Genomic DNA, 17,297 nt, shown 5'->3' on the forward strand with positions numbered 1-17,297 from the left:
ACGCCCCAGCTTCAACCCGTCATTGAACCCTTGAAGCGGCCCTTCGCCACACCGTCGCAAGGCCGGTCCCGCGAGGCGATCCCGCGAGGCGGTCCCGAAAGGCCGCTCTCGCAAGGCCGCTCCCGACTCACAAGGCCGCCGCACGCGAAACGGCCCGGCCGCCATCGGGCGACCGGGCCGTCGTCAACCGCGCCGGGAGGCGGGTCCTCCTAGTAGTGGGCCAGATCCTCCTCGCGGATGCGCCCGCGGAACGTGCGGTAGATGATCACATGGTAGATCAGCACCAGCGGCAGGCCCACGCACGTGATGCCGGTCATCCACATGAGCGACAGCTCGGAGGACGCCGCGCTCATGGCCGTGATGGCCGGACCTACGCTGTCGGCCGAGGCGACCACGAGGTTCGGGAACATCGAGGCCGCAAGCAGCAGCACCAAAAGCAGCGCCGAAGCCGACTGCGCCACAAACGCGCCCAGGTCGCAATCCTTTTTGGACCCGAGGAACAAAGACACGGCCACCGCTGCCACGAACAGGATGGCAAGCGCCCAGCGCACCGCGCCCAGCGCCGGCTCCATGGCGGGCTGGATGCCCAGCAGCGCGTAGAGCGTCACGCACGCGAACAGCACCAGCGCCGCCACCTGCAGCGGCAGACGCAGCTTGGCGGCGCGAGCCTGCAGCTCGGAGGGCTTCGGCGCCTTGAGCGAGAGCCACGTGGCGCCCTGGGCCAGAAACATCGTCAGGCCCAAAAGCCCGCACAGCAGCGTGAACGGGGTGATCAGGCCCAGCAGCGGAATGCCCGCGTAGTCGCCGTTGGCGTCCATGGGGATGCCTGCGTAGATGTTGCCCACGGCCACGCCCAGAAGCAGCGCCGGCAGCAGGGAACCCACGACGAAGCACACGTCCCACACCTTGGCCCACTTGGGATCATGCGCGCGGAACTCAAGCGACCCCGCGCGGACGATCAGTCCGAACAGCACCAGCATGACCGCCAGGTAGAAACCGGAGAACGTGGTGGCGTACGCCGCCGGAAACGCCGCGAACAGCGCGCCGCCGGCCGTGAGCAGCCACACCTCGTTGCCGTCCCACACCGGCCCCACGCTCGTGCGCACGGCCGCCTTCTCGCGCTCGTCCTTCGCCACGAAGGGGTACAGCACGCCCGCGCCCAAATCGAACCCATCAAGCACGAAGTAACCGCCGATAAGCACGAAAATCAGCAGGAACCACAAACCTTGGAAGAACGTGATCTCCATGGCTACTCACCTTCCTTCGCAAGGGCGCCGTCGGCGACGTTTTGCTGGGACTCGGCCACAGGACCCTCCTTGATGAAGCGGCCCACCATGCGCGCCCACGCCACCATGAGAAACGTGTACACCGCCAAGAACAGCACCATGGTGATCAGCAGCTCCACGTTGGAGACCGACTGGGACGTTCCGTCGTTCGTGAGCAGGCTCACGCCGTCGGGGCCGGTCACGGAAGGATACACGACCCACGGCTGGCGCCCCACCTCGGCGGTGAACCAACCGGACTGGATGGCCAGCATCGGGAACAGCGGCGAGATGAGGGCCAAGCGCTGCAGCCACTTCATGTCCTTGATCTTGCCGCCGCGCAGCGTGAACACCAGCACCAGAACAACCGTGATGGCGATCAGGCCGAACATGGCCACCATCAGGTGGTAGGTCTGGAACACGAAGTTCACGGGAGCGGTTTCGGGATCCAGATCGCCCCAGTCGCCGCTTTCGGCCAGCGAGTTGAGGCCCTGGTACTCCGTATCCCACGTGCCCGTGGCCAAGAAGCTGGTGCCACCGGGAATGTAGAACGGCGTGACCACTTCCTGCGATTCCTCGTCAACCCATCCGAACAGGTACAGCGGCGGAACCTCGTCGTCGTACATGCCCTCCATCATGGCCAGCTTCGTGGGCTGCTCCTCCGCCACGGTCACGGCCGAGGAGTGCGCCGTGACCAGCATGACGCAGGTGGTCACAATGCCCACCACGGCGCCGATCTTCATGGTCTTCATGGCGAAGTCGGCGTGCTTGCCCTTGAGCATGTACCACGCGGCAACCGCCATGGCCACGAACGCGCCCACGATGAGCAGCGCCACCACCGTGTGGGAGTAGCGCACCAACGTGGAGGGGTTGAACGCGGCGGCGAAGAAGTCCGTGATGACGGCTTTCGATCCGTCGGCGGCAAGCTCGGCGCCGGCCGGCGTCTGCATCCACGAGTTGGCGATGAGGATCCACAGCGCGCTCAGGCACGAGCCGAACCACACCAGCCACGAGGACGCCAGGTAGAACTTAGGCGACACGCGCTTGCGGCCGAACAGCAGCACGCCCAAGAACACCGACTCCAAAAAGAACGCGAACAGCGCCTCCGCAGCCAGCGGAGCGCCGAAGATGTCTCCCACGAACCGCGAGTAATCGGCCCAGTTCGTTCCGAACGAGAACTCCATCGTGATGCCCGTAGCCACGCCGACCGCGAACGTCACGGTGAAGATCTTCACCCAGAACTTGGAAGCCGCCGCATCGGCTTCGTTGCGAGAGCGGTAGTACCGCGTTTCGTTGATGGCTAGGATAAGCCCCAAACCGATAGACATCGGCACGAAGATGAAATGGTACGCAGCCGTGCACGCGAACTGCAACCGCGCCAAGAACGTCGGATCGGTAAAGATATCCATCGCACACCCCCTTCTCTGTCTCGTCTCCTTCTTCCGTGCCGAGCGCCTCGACCCAAGCGGTCGGCACCAAATTGTTACGATAATAACATCATTACGAGAACTTTTCCAGCCCCTTTGGTCATTATTGAAAATTTTTATTGCGAATGACGTTTGGGCTTGACAGTCTGACGGCAGGCGCCGCCATCGCGGAAGCGAGAGGGAGGGGGCCTCCGGGGCCTCGCGCGACGGCGAGAGGGAGGGGAGGCGTCCGGATCCTCGCGCGATGGCGAGAACGCGCGGGGCAAGGGAGGTCGCGAACGAGCCCGCCGGGGGCGGGCAGCTTTCCGCCTTCGGGGCGTCTTCCGCCCCGGGACGCCTCCCGGTCGACGCCGGGAGGCGCGCGGCCTTACAAGGAAACGCGGAATCCGACGGAGGGCACGCTGCCGAAGGCGCCGTGGTAGTCGGACCCGGCGGTGCAGAACAAGCCGTGGCGCCGGGCCAGCTCCTCGCAACGCTCGCGATCGGCGGGGCCGTGGTCGGGATGCGCCCGCTCGATGCCCGACAGGCCGCAGTCCGCAAGCGCGGGAACCAAATCGTAGCTGTCCAGCTGGCCGGGATGCGCGAGCACGGCCGCGCCCCCGTCCTCCACGATGGCGCGCACGGCGTCGCGCGCGTCCACGTAGGCGATGTCGCGGTCGCAGATGCCACCGTCCTTGAACAGGCTGCGGTAGAGCGCGCGGTACGCCGGGCTGGGATGCGGCTCGTCGGTGAGGGCCGCCATGAGGTGCTGCTTGTACAGGCAGCCGGACGCCGCCGCAAGCGCGAGCGCGCGGTCGACGTCCACTTCCAAGCCCGCCTCCACCAGGCGGTCGAGCTGCCACAGCGAGTTGGCGTTGCGGCGCTCGAGCACAGGTGCGCACAGCGCCTCCACGGCAGGCGACCCTTCCGCAAGCCCGTACCCCAGCACGTGCACCTTGCGGTCGCGCTCGAAGTCGTAGGCGCTCACCTCGATGCCGCCCACCACCTCCACGCCGAAGCGCGCGCCGAGCGAGGCCGCCTCGGCCAGGCCGCGCGTGGTGTCGTGGTTCGTGAACGCCACGCGCCCAACGCCGCGGCCGCGCGCCTGGTCGAGCACCTGCTCGAAGGTGTCGGAGCCGTCCGAGGCGGTGGTGTGGACGTGGAGGTCCATCATGTCAGCATCCCTTCCTGCATGTTGAACTCATGATCGCAAAGCCCCTCCATGAACGCAAGGTCGTGGAAGATGCCGAGCATGGTGGCGCCCTCCCCCTTGAGCCGCTCGATAAGGGCGCGCACCTTGAGCTTGGACGCGTCGTCGAGCGAGGCGGTGGGCTCGTCGAGCAGAAGCAGGCGCGGGCGCTTGATCATGGCGGCGGCGATGTTGAGGCGCAGCTTCTCGCCGCCCGAGAACGTGCGGGGGTACAGCTCCCACAGCTCCTCGTCCAGGTCGAAATGGCGTAGCATGTCCTCGGTCTGGCGCTCGGCGCGGGCGCGCTCGGCGGCGCCGTGCGCCTCAAGCGCGCTGGCCAGCACGATCTCGTAAGCCGTCTGGCGCGGAAGGGCGTTGAGGAACTGCGACACGTAGCCCAGCTCGTAGGCGCGCAGGTAGAGCATCTGGCGCTGGGATGCCTGCGCCAGGTCGATGAGGCCGAACCGGGCCGAGTCGTACAGGATGCGCCCTTGCTCGGGCAGGTTCGTGCGCCAGATGCAGCGCAGGATGGTGGACTTCCCGCTGCCGCTGCGCCCCGTGATGCCCACGAACGATCCGGAATCGATGCGCAAGTCGATGCCCTGGCAGCCCTGGATGCGCCGCCCCACCCGATGGAGCGTGAAGGACTTCGACAGGCCCTCGATGCTCAGAAGCGGCGTCATCGGCGCACCCCCTGCGCAGCCAAGGGCCGCTCCCCGCGCCGCTCCTCGCGCGCCTCGCGCCCGTAACCGAGGGGCTGATCGGGGTAATGGGAGCGGAACACCGACCGCCCGCCCACGAACGCGCGCGTGACCGCCGGCATCGTGCGCGGCGCGCCCTGCCCGCCCGTCCGCTCGCAGGCGATCTCGCGCACCAGCAGCACGTCGGCGCGCTTGCCCACCGCGATGGAGCCCACCTCGTCGGCGATGCCCGCCGCCTTGGCCGGGTTCACGCTGACGAGCGAGAACGCGCGGGCCAGGTCGATGTCGCACGTCCGGTGCAGCACGAACACCGCGTCGAGCAAAGCCGCCGGATAGTAGTCGCTGCACAGCACGTCCACGGCCCCGGCCGCCACCGCCTCGCGCGCCGAGAGGTTGCCCGAATGGCTGCGGCCCAGCAGCACGTTCGGCGCGCCGGCCACGGCGTGCATGCCGCGGGCGCGGGCGGCGCGGGCGATGTCGAGCGTGATGGGGAACTCGGAGATGGAGGCCTCCAGGCCGTCCATGAACGCCAGCTTCTCCTCGCTGTCGTCGTCATGCGAGGCGATGGACACGCCGCGCTCGCGCGCGATGGCCGCCAGCTGCGTTATCTGGGCGTAGGTGAGCTTTTCGCTCTCCTGCTGCATGCGGATGATGTCGCGCACCTCCTCGTCGGTGACGTCGCGGTAGCCTTTGAGCGTGTCGCCGAACAGCAGCAGGTCGCGGTACTGCCCCTGTCCGGGCGTGTGGTCCATGAACGAGACCAGATCCACCTTCCCGGAGCGCAGATAGCCCTCCACCTCGTCGTAGAGGTCCACCGAGTCCAGCTCAACGCGCACGTGCAGGCGGTGGCGGATGAGGTGGTCGCGCTCCTCGGTGGCGCGCATACCGGCCACGCGCTCGATGAGCGCGCTCACGTTGCCGAAGTCGCGGATGGGCTTGTGGTCGAAGATGCGCGCGCCGTACACGGACAGCGAGTGGTAGATGGTGGTGACGCCGTGCGACACCAGCTCGCGGTCGGCCTTGTACAGCGAGGTGGCCAAGTCCATGACCACGCTCGGGCGCGGCGAGGCCACGTTCTCCACGTAATCGGAATGGATGTCCACAAGGCCGGGAGCCACGTAGGCCCCGCGCGCGTCCACCACGGGCAGCATGCCCATCACGGCGTCGGGCTGCGGGCCGAAATCGCCGTCCCGGTCGGCGGGGGTGGGTTCGACGGCGGCGATGCGCCCGTCGACGATCACCACGTCGTGGCCGGGAAGCACGCGGTCGGCGCACACCACCGTGCCGCCGCGGATGATGCAGGAGTTAGCGTCCATAGAAGGTTCCTTTCAGAAGATAGCAGTTGGCGCAGTGCGTCAGCGGGGGGGCGCCGGGGTGCCGAGATCGGGCGCCCCGGCGCCCCGCAGCGCACGGCGCGCTCCTTTCACGTCAGAGCAAGGAGTAGACAAGCTGCTGGGTGTAGGGATGCTGGGGGTCCTCCAATATCTGGTCGGTCAGGCCGCTTTCGATGACGCGGCCGTCCAGCATGACGAGCGTGCGGTCGGCCAGCATGCGAATGACGCCCAGGTCGTGGCTGACCACGAGCATGCTCACGTTCGAGTCGCGCCTGATCTGCTGGATGAGGTCGAGCACGCTGGCCTGCACGGAAAGATCCAAGCCCGTGGTCACCTCGTCAAGCAGCAGGATGGGCGGGTTGTTCGACAGCGCCTTGGCTATCTGCACGCGTTGCTGCATGCCGCCCGAGAACAGGCGCGGAGCGCAGGAGGCGCGCGAAAGCGGGATGTTCACGCGCGAAAGCAGCTCCTCGCCGCGGCCGCGCATGGCGCCCACGTTGCGGCCGCCGGCGGCTATCATCTGCTCGGCAATGTTCGACAAGCTGGAGAAATCCATGCGAAGCCCCAGGTAGGGGTTCTGGTACACCATGCCGAACACCGTGTTGCGAACAGCGCGCCGGTGCTGGGGCGACAACGTGAGCAGGTTGGCCGCGCCGTTGCCGCACGGCAGCGCGCGCACATCGCCTCCCGTGGCCTCCTCATCGAAGTAGAGGCACTTCATCAGGGTTGATTTGCCGCTGCCCGACTCGCCCACGATGCCCACGATCTCGCCGGGGAACACGTCCAGGCTCGCATCGCGCACGGCGTGGACCGTTTTGCAGCGCGGGCACACGTTGCGCTCGAGCTGGGCCGCCGGGTCAAGGCAGTGCGCGCAACCCGCGCCGAAGCGCTTCGTCAGGTGGCGCACGGACAAGCACGGCTGCTCGTCATCGCCAAAGCGTCGCTCATCGCTCATGGACGGCTCCTTTCTCGCGGCGGCTTGCGCAGTGCGCCGTGTCGTTGCACTGGTGGTACGTCCGCCCCGTGGCCTCGTCAACCAACTCGTCCAGGTACACGCCCTGCGCGCCGCAGAGGCGGCAGCGCTTGCCCTCGAAGCGCTCCACGGAGAAGGGGTGGTCGTCGAAGTCGAGCGGGCGCACGTCGGTGTGGGGAGGCACGGCGTAGATCTTCTTCTCGCGCCCCGCGCCGAAGAGCGTGAGATGCTCGGCTTGGTGAAGCTTCATGTTGTCGAAGCGCGGGATGGGCGAGGGAGCCATGACGTAGCGGCCGTTCACGAGCACGGGATGGTCGGCGCCCGTCGTGGTCATGTCGAAGCGCACGATCTGGTCGAACAGCTCAAGCCACGCACCGGTGTAATCGGCCTCGGCGTGCAGGCGGCGCGTGACGGCCTCGCTCGGCTCGAAGCTGCGCAGCGGCTCGGGCGTGGGCACTTGCAGCACCAGCACCTGGTCGGCGCGCAGCGGACGCTCGGGGATGCGATGGCGCGACTGGACGATGGTGGCCTTTTCGGTGGCGTCGGTCGTCTGGACGTCGGTGGTGGCCGCGACGAGCTTTTTGATGTTGACGGCGTTCACGCTGTCGTCGGAGCCTTGGTCGATGACCTTGAGCACGTCGCCGCGCCCGATGAGGCTGAGCGTGACCTGCAAACCGCCCGTGCCCCAGCCGCGGCCGATGGGCATCTCGCGCGAGGCGAAGGGCACCTGGTAGCCGGGAATGGACACGCCTTTGACGATGGCGCGGCGGATCTCGCGTTTCGACGCCTCGTCGAAAAACGCGTAGTTATAGCGCTGCCGCATCGCGGGCCTCCTCCCCTTCGTCGCACGCCGCGACCGTGGCGCGGGCGCTTGCGAGCTTCGATTGGAACGTCACGTAGTGGGGCAGCTTGAGATGGGAGATGAAGCCGGTGGCCTCCACGCCGTCCACATGGTAGAGCACGAACTCCTCGTCCTCGGTGGGAAAGCGCGCGTCCCCGTGCTCCAGGCAGTGGTCGAGCACGCTCATGGCGATGGCCTTCGTTTCGGCACGCCCCATGACCAGGCCGTATCCCACCTCGAACGTCATGCGCGCGTCCGTGCCGTCCGCCTCGCCCTCGGAGGCGAACACGCTTTCCACCTCGGTGAGCGGCACGCTGCCCAGGTAGTACGCGTCCTCCTCGCCGCCCGGGCTCACCGGATGGTCCACCGCCACGGCCGCGCGCCCCGCGCGCAGCTCGCCCACGGTGGGATGCGAGGGGCCGAAGCCGCGTATCGCCGCGTAGCCCAGCGCCTCGACGGCCTGGGTCATGCCGCGCGCGAGCGTTTGGAGCCGCACCGAGCGCGGCGCGGGGAACGACAGCGGCGCCATGGTGGCGTCGACGGGCGCGGTGTCGTCTTGGACGCGCGGGGAAACCAGCCCTTCGGCGCGCAGGTAGTCCAGCACGCGCGGCAGCTCCGTCGGCTGCTCGGGCACCTCGCGCGCCGCCTCGGCGAAGCGGCGCTCGTACGCGGCGCGCTTGGCGGCCAGCTCCTTGGGGCCTTCGGTTTCCAGATCGAACGCCAGCAGCCGATGGCTGTAGTCGCGCGTGGCGCCGAGCAGCTGGCCGCCGGGCACATCTTTGAACGCCGCCGACACGCGCCGCTGGGCGCGCATCCGACCCGTATCGATGGGACGCGACACGTAGGGCCGCTCAAGCGTGGAGCGAAAGGCGCGCAGCAGGAACACGGCCTCGTCGGGAGAGCCCTGGGCCTGCTTGAGCGCGAGCGCCGCCAAACGCGGGGCGTACAGCGACGCCTCGCCCATAACCTGGTCGATCAGTTCGGGGAAGGTTCCCTCTATGTCCTCGGTGCCCCAAGGGGCCGACGAGCGCACGCGCTCGTGCTCAAGCAGCGCGAGGCTGGCCTCGATGGCCTTGCCGCCGCCGCGAACCGCCACGTAGCCCATTCAGCGCACCTCCCCCGTCAATCCGACGGCGCCCGCCTGCGCCGAAGTGTCCACGCCCGCCTGCACCAGGCGCGCCTGCGAGCTGCGCGGCACCGCCGCCACGCGCCCCTCGCCGTCCACGAGCAGGATCTCAACGCCGCAGGGGAACTCGTCGGCGCGCGCGTCGCGGGCCGCAAGCCACTCGACGCGATCGACCGAGAACCGCCGCGTCCCGCGCACGCCAGGCCCGCTCAACTCCACCTCGCGCAAGGCGGCCTGCGTTCCGCCTTCGGCCAGCTGCGCGCAGCCCACAAGCAGAAACGCCCCCTTCTCGGGCGAGGCGAGCGTGCCGGGGCACGCCTCCCGCACCGCTTGGAACGCCGTGCGCGCATCAGCGCGGGCCGGCACCACCACGAAATCCGCGTCGGGCACGGGCAAACGACGCGCATGCGTTTCGCTGACCAGATAAGATGCCATCTCATCAGCTTCCGTGTCGGCCACGGCGAACGACACCGCCTGATCCACGAACAGCCGCACCGCAGCCTCCAGCGCGCCGCCGAGCGCCGCCGGACGCGCGGGGTTGTCCGGCGCGGGCTCCACCCGTCCGATCGTGCCCGGACGCGCGAACGCGTCGAGCACGCTGCGGAACGCCCGCTGGGCGCGATGCAGCTCCGCATCCTCCGAAATCATCACAAGTCCACCTCCATCGTGGAGAAGTCCACCTTCGTCAACGCCGCGCGGCGCGCTTGGTCGGCCTCGCGCGCCTCGACGGCCGCCAGCTCGCGCTCCAGGCGCCCGTCCCACCGCGCGGCCCAGCGCTCGCCGTCGGGACCGGAGAACGCCGCGTCGGCCACGGCCAACTCGTAGGCGCGGCACCGGTCGCCGCCGAGCACCAGCCCATATCCCACCGCGCCCGCCAGGCGCACCCGGCACGAGGTCATGAGCGCCTCGCCCAGGTAGAAGCGGCTCCCTCGCGCCGTCTCGCGCACCTGCAGCATCACCAGCTCCTCGTTCGGCTCGTCAAGCACGGCGATGCCGCCCTCCCCCGCCGCAGCCTCGGCCTCGCGCACGATCTCCCGCACCAGGTTCGCATCGCCCTCCACGAGCGCGCGGGTGCGTCGATACCGCCTCATCTTCCGATCTCCTTTCATCGTTGCACCAGGTGGCGCTTGCGCAGCTTGGTGGCCGCAAGCTCAAGCGCCACCGCCACGGCCAGGCACAGGTACACGATCAGCCCCACCTCGTGGATGTTGTAGTAAAAGCTGCCCGCCAAGAACAGCTGGTAGCCGATGCCGCCCGCCCCCGCCACCGCGCCCACGGCCACGGCGTTCACGAAGTTGATCTCGAAGCGGATGAACGTCCACGACAGCATCTCGTTCACCTTCTCGGGCACCACGCCCTGAAACACCACCTGCCACCATGACGCGCCGGACGCGCGCAGCGCCTCCACCACGCCCGGGTCCACCTCCTCGAAGCTTTCCGAGTAGGCTTTCACCAGGTAGGCCACGCTGTGGAACAGAAGGCCCGTCACAGCGGCCTCCGGCCCCAGCCCTATGGCCACGCTGAACACGAGCACCCACAAGATGGTGGGCACGGCGCGCGCCGCGGACATGACCACCTTGACGGCGTTGCTCACGGCTTTGCTCGACAGGTTGGAAGCCGCCAAAAGCCCCAGCAGAAAGGCCGCGACGGCGCCGATGAGCGTGGTGAGCAGCGCCAGCGCCAGCGACACGAACAAGCCCTCCGCAACGTCGGGCAGCGTGAAGTGACCGGCCAGCCCCGGCTGCAGCATCATCTGGGCGAAATCGCCCGCGGCGGCGGCCAGCGCCTCGCCGAACGGCACCTTCCCGTAGTCCATCACGGCAAGCGCGAACACCGTCGTCAGCGCGAGCGCGCCGAGCACCGCGTGCAGCGCCGTGTTGGAGCGGCTGGCCACGTGCACCTTGATCCTGCCCGAGCGCGCTATGCGCGCACCGGGCGCGCCGGGCGCGGCGGCGGCCCCGGCCCCCACGCCCAGCATGTCGGCCGAAGCGCGGCGGGGGGCGCCCGCGTCCTCCGCGACGGAGGCGGCCACGGCCCGCGCCATCACCTTGTCCGCAACGCCCGTCATATGATCTGCCTCCTCACGTGGTTCGACGCAAGCTCGCAGGCCACCACCACCGCGATGATGCAGAGGATGACCAGGCCCGCCACGTCGTAGCGAAAGCTTTTGTAGTAGATGTCGAACACAAACCCGATGCCCGTCCCCGTGAGGATGCCGATGAGCGTGGCGTCGCGGATGTTCGTCTCTATCATGTAGAGCACCCAGCTGACCACGGACGTGATGCTCAGCGGCACCACGGCCTGCGCCACAATCTGCCCGTAGCTTGCGCCCACGGCGCACAAAGCCTCCACCGGGCCGGCGCTCATCTCGTCGATGCTTTCCAGAAAACAGCGCGTCAGATAGCCGAAGCTGGTCAAAAACAGCGCGAAGAACCCGGTGAACTCGCTCTGCTTGAACGAGAACAGCAAAATGAACGCCCAGGCCACCACCGGGATGTTGCGGAAAAGCGAGGCGATGGCCCGCACGATGGGCGCCACCGGGCCGCCCACCCCCGCCGTGCGCGACCCCAAGACCGCGCACGCGTAGGCCAGCACGGCGGCGGTGCAGCTCGACGCGACGGACGCGAGCACGGTGGAACCGAGCGCGGGCAGGATGGAGCCGAGCTTCTCCAGCGAAGCGGCGGTGGGAACGAACTGCGCGAGCATCCAGGCGAACCCGCCCGGCACCTCGAACGCCGCCTGCGCGAAGTCGAAGCCCACGTAGGTTCCCGACAGCGCGCCCAACGCCGCGCACGCCAGCGCCGCGCACGCGACGGCCGCCATCCTGCGCCGGAAGAACGAGCCGTCGTATCCCCCGCGCCGACGCGACGCGCGCGAGCGCAGGGACGAAAGCCGCGACGCGGGGTTCAGCGCGCGCTCCGTCATGCCGCCACCCCCTCGGGGGCGCAAGAGGCGGCCGCAGGGCGCGCAGCCTGGTCGGGCGCCTCGGGATCGGCGCCGTAGATGTCGGCGATGGCGTCCGCGTCCAAGCTCTCCGGCGCGCCGTCGAACACAAGCCGGCCCTCCTTGAGCGCCACGATGCGGTCGGAGAACTCGCGCGCGTAATCCACCTGGTGCAGGTTCACCAGGCATGCCACGCCCAGCTCGTCGGCGGCCCAGCGCAGATGCTCCATCACCGTGCGCGACGAGCGCGGGTCCAAGCTGGCGATGGGCTCGTCGGCCAGCATGAGCAGCGGATCCTGCACGAGCGCGCGGGCGATGCCCACGCGCTGCTTCTGCCCGCCGGAAAGCTGGTCGGCGCGCGTGTAGGCGAAGTCGGCCAACCCCACCTGGTCAAGGATCTCAAACGCGCGGCGCTTCTCCTCTTCGCTGAACAAGCCCAGCATTCCCGCCGGCGCGGACTTGTAACCCAGCCGGCCCTGCAGCACGTTTTCGATGGCCGTGGCGTGATACACCAGGTTGTAGTGCTGAAACACCATCGCGATGCGGCGGCGCGCCTGGCGGAGCTTACGGCCGCGCACGCAGGTGACGTCCTCGCCGTCGAACATCACCGCGCCCATCGTGGGGTCGATGAGGCGGTTCACACACCGCAAAAGCGTGGATTTGCCCGCGCCCGACGAGCCGATGATGCTCACGAACTCGCCGCGCGCCACGGAAAGCGACACGTCGTCGAGGGCCTTCGACCAGCCATCGTAGCTCTTCGTCACGCCGCGCAGGGTCAGCAGGGGCTCGGTGGCGGCCATCACGCGGCCCCGCCCAGCTTGCGGATGGGATCGTACCAAGCGTCATCGGTCTTTACGAAGCAGGTCCTTTCGGAGTCTTTCTCGAACAGGCCCTTCGCGTTCTCGTCGTCGGGATCGACGAAGATCTGCTCGTTGTTCGCCACCTCGTCGGAGCAGAAGTGCGCGATGATGGCCTCGCGATCCTCGCTGGGCAGCGCCTCCTCGTTGAAGCAGATAGGCGAGTTCAGCACCGGCGTGACCGCGATGATGGTGAAGCTCTTGCCGCGCACCGCGTCCATGGGGGCCTCGGCGTCGTCTTTGGCCTTGTACACCGCGCCCACGCTGTTGGCCTCGCCGGACACGAGGTCCAGGTACATGTCCACGTCCACGTCGTCGAAAGCGGCCGCATCCACATCACCCGCCAGCAGGTTCACCGCCGACCCCACGTGCGAGTTGCCGAACAGCACCTCGCTGAAAAAACCGCCCGCCTCCAGCAGCGCATCGGAGCCGTCCAGGCCGAACTCTTCCACGATGGCGCTCGAAGGCACTTTGAAGCCCGAGGTGGACGTGGCCGACACGAACGAGAACGAGCCGCCTTTGATGTTCTCGATGGAGTAGTCGGAGCCGCTCTTGTAACGCTCGGCGTCCTCGGTGCGCACGCAGATGCGGCTGTAGTAGCACGCGCCCTCAAGCCCGCCGTCCTCGTCGCTGTTGGTGAACGCGGCCTGCACGCTGGGGTTCTTCTTGTTGGCCTGGACGTAGCCCTCGGGCCCCAGAAGCGCCATCTGCGCCTTGCCCGATGCGATGGCCTCGATGGCCACGTTGTAGTCGGTGGTGGTCAGAAGCTCGGCCTGGCGGCCGCACGCCGCCGTGATGGCCGCGCCGACGGCTTCGCGCGACGAGGTCAGGTCCGCCGACGAGTTGTCGGGCAGCCACACCATGGTGATGGGACCGTCCTCGGATGCGCCGCCCTCGTTCGCCGCCGCCGCGCCCGCCGCCGCGCCGCTGCCGCTGGCCGTGCAGCCCGTCAGCGCGCCGAACTCACCCGCCATCGCCAGAGCCGCGCCCCCCACAATGAAGCTGCGCCTGCTCAAGAACCCGTTTGCCATGCTCCTCTTCCTTTCGTGCCTCCGAGCGCCCTCGCGCCGGATGTCTGTTCCGTCGGGCGCGCCAGCCGGGCCGGCGCGCTTGGCCAATGGTAGGCAACGCCGGTAAGGAAGGGTTCACAGGCACGTAAAGATGGGGCCAACTTCAGGCAAAGCATGCGTCAGAAGTCGGCCATGCTTTTGAAAAATCGCAGGTGGTAGGGCGTTTTTCGGGATGCGGAAGTTTTTACGGAGACGACGGGAGGACGCTCGGGGGGCGGGGGCGCAGAGGCGGGGGGCACGGGAGCAGGGTGCCGACGCAGGGGCGGGCGGCGGAAGAGGGGCGGCGGCCGTCAAGCGGGCAGCGCCGGACGGATACCCCGCCTGAGACGCCGGGCGAAAGAGCCTCCTGCGACGGACGGGCGCGGGCGGCTGTCGGCGCGGGGGGCTGGGGCGGCGAGCTGTCGGCGCGCAGGGAGAGGACAGCGGCGGCGTGGAAAACGAGGGGCGCCCCTCCGCAGAAGGGCGCCCCTCGCGCGAGCCTACTCGAAGTGGTCGGCGGCCACTTCCAGCTGGTGGATAATGTCGATGCTTTGGGGGCACATGGCCTCGCAAGCGCCGCACGCGATGCACTCCGAGGCGGGCTTGACGGCCTGCCAGCTGTACAGCTCCTTGGCGAAGGCGCGGTTCTCGGTCATAAGCTCGAGGTTGAGCAGGTTCATGATCTCGGGGATGCCCACGCCCTGCGGGCATTCCTTCACGCAGTAACGGCAGTTCGTGCACGGGATGTTCGCCATGCCGCGAAGGATGGACGCGGCCTGATCGAGCGCGGCCTGCTCATCGGGCGAGAACGGCCCGCCGTCGCGCAGCAGCTCCGCGTTCTCGCGCGCCTGGTCGATGGTGGACATGCCAGAGAGCACGGTAAGCACGTTGGGCTGGTTCATGCAGAAGCGGTACGCCCACGACACCAGCGGCGCATCGGGGTTCGCGGCCTTGAGAGGCGCGGCTGCGGCCTCGGGCAGCTCGGCCAGGCGGCCGCCGCGCGCGGGCTCCATGACGATCACGGGCACGCCGTGCTTCGCGGCCACCTCCATGCAGGCGCGGGACTGGGTGACGGGATCCTCCCAATCAAGGTAGTTCACCTGCAGCTGCACGAACTCGGCATCGGGGTGCGCCGTGAGCAGCTCGTCGAGCGTCTCCGGACCGTCGTGCATGCTGAAACCCCAGTGGCGGATGCGGCCGGCCGCCTTCTGCTCCTTCACGAAGTCCCACATGCCGTATTCGTCGAACTTCGCGGTGCGCGGGCCGCCCACGTTGTGCAGCAGGTAGAAGTCCACGTAATTGGTGCCCAGGCGCTCAAGCGAGGTGTCCAGGCAGCTTTTCGCCTCCTCGGCGCTGCCGATGGCCCAGGCCAGGCACTTCGTGGCTATGGTGAACGACTCGCGCGGATAGCGCTCCACCAGCGCCTGGCGCAAAGCCGTCTCCGACGCGCCCTCGTGGTAGACGAACGCGGTGTCGAAATACGTGCCGCCCGCGTCCATGAACGCGTCGACCATTTGCTTGAAGTGCTCGATGTCGATGGACTTCTGGTCGGCGGGATCCGTAAGCGGCAGGCGCATGCAGCCGAAGCCGAGCTTCGGGGTTGCAGCAAGTTCGGGGGTCATACTGTGCTCCTCTCGTCTGATGGCGAGAAGATCATAAGGCTTCGAGCGCACTCCAAGTCAAGCCCTGCCCGCGCAAAAGACGGCGAATCGCACGGGGGTGGATGTTTCACGTGAAACATCCGTACGCATTTCGGGAAAACCTCGTTGCGGGCAAAATGTTTCACGTGAAACATTTCCCGCGTTGAAACGCGCGATTGAAACGAATGTTTCACGTGAAACATTCGGCCCGAGAAAAGAGGCGGGCGCGAATGGGTACGCTGGCGGAATGGGCTTGCGCACACGGGCGCGCAGGCGGGATGGGCTTGCGCACGCGGGCGGGCGCGCAGGCGGGACGAGCTTACGCACGCGGGCGGGCGCGCAGGCGGGACGGGTTTGCGGGAGACAGCGGGACGGGCTTGCGAACTTGCGGGCGCGGGCGGGTCCGCGGGCGGGACGGGCTTGCGGGTCCACAGGCGCAACCGCGCGACGGGGACGGAGGCTACGCGGGGGCGCGGGCGGTCAGCTCTTCGAACAGAAGGCGGAATTCGGCTTCGAACGCGCTGTCGGGCAGGCGGACGAAGCTGATGTCGTGCCGCACATCGAACCCGTCCAGCTCCACGACGCGCAGCGTGCCGGCCGCAACCTCTCGCCTGACCGCGGCCTCGTACAAAAACGCGATCCCCAAATCCCGCTCCGCAAACGCCTTGATGACGTTCAGGCTCTCCACCTCGCTCGTCCGCCGGAACCCGTCCACGGTCAAGTTGCGCGCGGCAAGGGCGTGCTCGAGCACCGCGCGCGTGCCCGACCCCGGTTCCCTCACCAGCACGTGCTCGTCCAGCATGTCCTCCAGCGTCTGCGGATACCGGGCGAACTTGTGGCCCGGCGCGCACACGCACACGAACCGCTCGCTGCGGTAGACGTTCCAGGCGTACGAGCTTTTGTCGAAGAACCCTTCGACAAAAGCGCAGTCTATCGTCCCCGCATCCAGCAACCCGAGCAGCTCCTGGGTGTCCCCGGACCGCACGGCGGCCCGGTATTCCGGATGCCGTGCCAAATACTCCGCAAGCGGAGCGGCCACCAGGTACTCCCCCGCCGTGAGCGTCATGCCGACGGCAAGCTCCACAAGCGCCCCGGAGGCCGCGGCGGCTATGCGATTCCGCAAAAGCGCCTCGTCGTGCACCATGACGGACAGCGCATCGCGCAGCATGCGCCCCTCGGGCGTCAGGCTGAGTCTTTTGCCGCGGTACTCGAACAGCCGCGCGCCGTAGACTCGTTCCAGGTGCGCAATATGCTGGGACACTGCCGGCTGCGTGATGCGCAGCTCCTCCGCTGCGCGCGTGTAGTTCATGGTCCGACATGCCGTCAGGAAGGTTTCCACGCGAAAATCCTGCATGCGCTCCTCGCTTATCATAAAAATAGTTAATCGTTATATAAAAATACATTAATTTTCTTTTTCATGCAAACATGGAAGAATATCGAGCGGGCCGGAAGCTCTGCGCGTTTCGCGTGGATCGGCCGCCGGCGCATCCGCCATGCGGAAACGCGCGTAATATTCGCAACCAAGAAGAAAGGCCGCTCATGCGCATCGTCATCGAAAAAGTCCCCATCCCCATCGCCGGCGTGGCTTTGGGCTTGGCCGCGCTCGGCAACCTGTTGCAGCCCTACACCGAGGCCGCGCACGTCGCGTGCGGCTTGGCGGCGTTTGCGCTCGTGGCGCTGCTGATGGCGAAGATCGCGCTGTTCCCCCAGGCGATCCGCGACGACCTGCGCAACTCCGTCATGGCGAGCGTGAGCGCCACGCTGTTCATGGCCTTCATGCAGCTGTCCGGGTACCTGGCGCCTTTCGCCTTCGGCTTCGCTTTCGCCCTTTGGGCGGCGGCGGTGGCAGCGCATTTGGCGCTCATGTGCTGGTTCACCGCGCGTTTCATGGTACCGTCAAGAATCTTGCGCACTTTTCCGACAGCCTCATAAGCCCGCCGTCCGGTGCGGCTACCCCTCCAGCAGAGTCACGTCCA

The 17,297-nt window shown here is 67.9% G+C and carries 17 protein-coding genes; 1 reads left to right on the forward strand and 16 read right to left on the reverse strand.

What is annotated here, in order from left to right:
• Positions 1–209 precede the first annotated feature (209 nt).
• The 16 genes from cydB to ACWKY3_RS13510 form a co-directional block, all read right to left on the reverse strand.
• Positions 210–1,247 carry a cytochrome d ubiquinol oxidase subunit II gene (gene cydB, locus ACWKY3_RS13435; protein WP_449316902.1) on the reverse strand — a complete coding sequence of 346 codons (1,038 nt, stop codon included), beginning with the start codon at positions 1,245–1,247 and terminating at the stop codon, positions 210–212.
• A 2-nt stretch (positions 1,248–1,249) separates the two neighbouring features.
• On the reverse strand, positions 1,250–2,671 hold the full coding sequence (locus ACWKY3_RS13440; RefSeq protein WP_449316903.1) for a cytochrome ubiquinol oxidase subunit I: 1,422 nt from the start codon (positions 2,669–2,671) through the stop codon (positions 1,250–1,252).
• Positions 2,672–3,056: 385 nt separating this feature from the next.
• Entirely contained in the window at positions 3,057–3,842 is a 786-nt protein-coding gene (locus ACWKY3_RS13445; RefSeq protein WP_449316904.1) for a PHP domain-containing protein, read from the reverse strand.
• Positions 3,839–4,540: a phosphonate C-P lyase system protein PhnL gene (locus ACWKY3_RS13450; RefSeq protein ID WP_449316905.1), complete on the reverse strand. Its 702-nt coding sequence runs from the start codon at positions 4,538–4,540 to the stop codon at positions 3,839–3,841. The genes ACWKY3_RS13445 and ACWKY3_RS13450 overlap by 4 nt, the downstream gene beginning before the upstream one ends.
• Positions 4,537–5,874 (reverse strand): alpha-D-ribose 1-methylphosphonate 5-triphosphate diphosphatase, encoded by a 1,338-nt coding sequence (locus ACWKY3_RS13455; RefSeq protein WP_449316906.1) that lies wholly within the window; start codon positions 5,872–5,874, stop codon positions 4,537–4,539. Before ACWKY3_RS13455 ends, ACWKY3_RS13450 begins: the two co-directional genes overlap by 4 nt.
• A 112-nt stretch (positions 5,875–5,986) precedes the next feature.
• Positions 5,987–6,847: an ATP-binding cassette domain-containing protein gene (locus tag ACWKY3_RS13460; protein WP_449316907.1), complete on the reverse strand. Its 861-nt coding sequence runs from the start codon at positions 6,845–6,847 to the stop codon at positions 5,987–5,989.
• Positions 6,837–7,688, reverse strand: coding sequence for an alpha-D-ribose 1-methylphosphonate 5-phosphate C-P-lyase PhnJ (locus tag ACWKY3_RS13465; RefSeq protein WP_449316908.1), 852 nt, complete (start codon positions 7,686–7,688; stop codon positions 6,837–6,839). The genes ACWKY3_RS13460 and ACWKY3_RS13465 overlap by 11 nt, the downstream gene beginning before the upstream one ends.
• Positions 7,672–8,811: a carbon-phosphorus lyase complex subunit PhnI gene (locus tag ACWKY3_RS13470; RefSeq protein WP_449316909.1), complete on the reverse strand. Its 1,140-nt coding sequence runs from the start codon at positions 8,809–8,811 to the stop codon at positions 7,672–7,674. The genes ACWKY3_RS13465 and ACWKY3_RS13470 overlap by 17 nt, the downstream gene beginning before the upstream one ends.
• Positions 8,812–9,480 (reverse strand): phosphonate C-P lyase system protein PhnH, encoded by a 669-nt coding sequence (gene phnH, locus ACWKY3_RS13475; protein ID WP_449316919.1) that lies wholly within the window; start codon positions 9,478–9,480, stop codon positions 8,812–8,814. It abuts the gene before it with no gap.
• The gene (phnG, locus tag ACWKY3_RS13480) at positions 9,480–9,923 is read right to left on the reverse strand and encodes a phosphonate C-P lyase system protein PhnG (RefSeq protein WP_449316910.1); all 444 of its coding nucleotides are present in this window, start codon (positions 9,921–9,923) and stop codon (positions 9,480–9,482) included. Before phnG ends, phnH begins: the two co-directional genes overlap by 1 nt.
• 14 nt (positions 9,924–9,937) lie before the next feature.
• The gene (locus ACWKY3_RS13485) at positions 9,938–10,900 is read right to left on the reverse strand and encodes a PhnE/PtxC family ABC transporter permease (protein ID WP_449316911.1); all 963 of its coding nucleotides are present in this window, start codon (positions 10,898–10,900) and stop codon (positions 9,938–9,940) included.
• Complete coding sequence (locus ACWKY3_RS13490; protein ID WP_449316912.1) at positions 10,897–11,757, reverse strand: PhnE/PtxC family ABC transporter permease; 861 nt, start codon at positions 11,755–11,757, stop codon at positions 10,897–10,899. The genes ACWKY3_RS13485 and ACWKY3_RS13490 overlap by 4 nt, the downstream gene beginning before the upstream one ends.
• Positions 11,754–12,575: a phosphonate ABC transporter ATP-binding protein gene (gene phnC, locus ACWKY3_RS13495; RefSeq protein WP_449316913.1), complete on the reverse strand. Its 822-nt coding sequence runs from the start codon at positions 12,573–12,575 to the stop codon at positions 11,754–11,756. Before phnC ends, ACWKY3_RS13490 begins: the two co-directional genes overlap by 4 nt.
• Positions 12,575–13,663, reverse strand: coding sequence for a phosphate/phosphite/phosphonate ABC transporter substrate-binding protein (locus ACWKY3_RS13500; protein WP_449316914.1), 1,089 nt, complete (start codon positions 13,661–13,663; stop codon positions 12,575–12,577). The genes phnC and ACWKY3_RS13500 overlap by 1 nt, the downstream gene beginning before the upstream one ends.
• A 518-nt stretch (positions 13,664–14,181) precedes the next feature.
• Positions 14,182–15,303, reverse strand: coding sequence for an aldo/keto reductase (locus ACWKY3_RS13505; protein ID WP_449316915.1), 1,122 nt, complete (start codon positions 15,301–15,303; stop codon positions 14,182–14,184).
• A gap of 478 nt (positions 15,304–15,781) precedes the next feature.
• Positions 15,782–16,660 (reverse strand): LysR family transcriptional regulator, encoded by an 879-nt coding sequence (locus ACWKY3_RS13510; protein ID WP_449316916.1) that lies wholly within the window; start codon positions 16,658–16,660, stop codon positions 15,782–15,784.
• A 200-nt stretch (positions 16,661–16,860) separates the two neighbouring features.
• On the opposite strand from ACWKY3_RS13510, the gene ACWKY3_RS13515 reads away from it, so the two are divergent.
• Positions 16,861–17,253 (forward strand): SLAC1 family transporter, encoded by a 393-nt coding sequence (locus ACWKY3_RS13515; protein ID WP_449316917.1) that lies wholly within the window; start codon positions 16,861–16,863, stop codon positions 17,251–17,253.
• Positions 17,254–17,297 lie beyond the last annotated feature (44 nt).

This window comes from Rubneribacter sp., assembly GCF_965361815.1.

Coding starts and splice junctions, on each gene's coding strand:
- phnC (WP_449316913.1), bottom strand. CDS start 12,575: ATGGCCGCCACCGAGCCCCTGCTGACCCTGCGCGGCGTGACGAAGAGC.
- ACWKY3_RS13515 (WP_449316917.1), top strand. CDS start 16,861: ATGCGCATCGTCATCGAAAAAGTCCCCATCCCCATCGCCGGCGTGGCT.
- ACWKY3_RS13455 (WP_449316906.1), bottom strand. CDS start 5,874: ATGGACGCTAACTCCTGCATCATCCGCGGCGGCACGGTGGTGTGCGCC.
- ACWKY3_RS13440 (WP_449316903.1), bottom strand. CDS start 2,671: ATGGATATCTTTACCGATCCGACGTTCTTGGCGCGGTTGCAGTTCGCG.
- ACWKY3_RS13500 (WP_449316914.1), bottom strand. CDS start 13,663: ATGGCAAACGGGTTCTTGAGCAGGCGCAGCTTCATTGTGGGGGGCGCG.
- ACWKY3_RS13450 (WP_449316905.1), bottom strand. CDS start 4,540: ATGACGCCGCTTCTGAGCATCGAGGGCCTGTCGAAGTCCTTCACGCTC.
- ACWKY3_RS13465 (WP_449316908.1), bottom strand. CDS start 7,688: ATGCGGCAGCGCTATAACTACGCGTTTTTCGACGAGGCGTCGAAACGC.
- ACWKY3_RS13445 (WP_449316904.1), bottom strand. CDS start 3,842: ATGATGGACCTCCACGTCCACACCACCGCCTCGGACGGCTCCGACACC.
- ACWKY3_RS13460 (WP_449316907.1), bottom strand. CDS start 6,847: ATGAGCGATGAGCGACGCTTTGGCGATGACGAGCAGCCGTGCTTGTCC.
- phnH (WP_449316919.1), bottom strand. CDS start 9,480: ATGATTTCGGAGGATGCGGAGCTGCATCGCGCCCAGCGGGCGTTCCGC.
- phnG (WP_449316910.1), bottom strand. CDS start 9,923: ATGAGGCGGTATCGACGCACCCGCGCGCTCGTGGAGGGCGATGCGAAC.
- ACWKY3_RS13470 (WP_449316909.1), bottom strand. CDS start 8,811: ATGGGCTACGTGGCGGTTCGCGGCGGCGGCAAGGCCATCGAGGCCAGC.
- ACWKY3_RS13485 (WP_449316911.1), bottom strand. CDS start 10,900: ATGACGGGCGTTGCGGACAAGGTGATGGCGCGGGCCGTGGCCGCCTCC.
- cydB (WP_449316902.1), bottom strand. CDS start 1,247: ATGGAGATCACGTTCTTCCAAGGTTTGTGGTTCCTGCTGATTTTCGTG.
- ACWKY3_RS13505 (WP_449316915.1), bottom strand. CDS start 15,303: ATGACCCCCGAACTTGCTGCAACCCCGAAGCTCGGCTTCGGCTGCATG.
- ACWKY3_RS13490 (WP_449316912.1), bottom strand. CDS start 11,757: ATGACGGAGCGCGCGCTGAACCCCGCGTCGCGGCTTTCGTCCCTGCGC.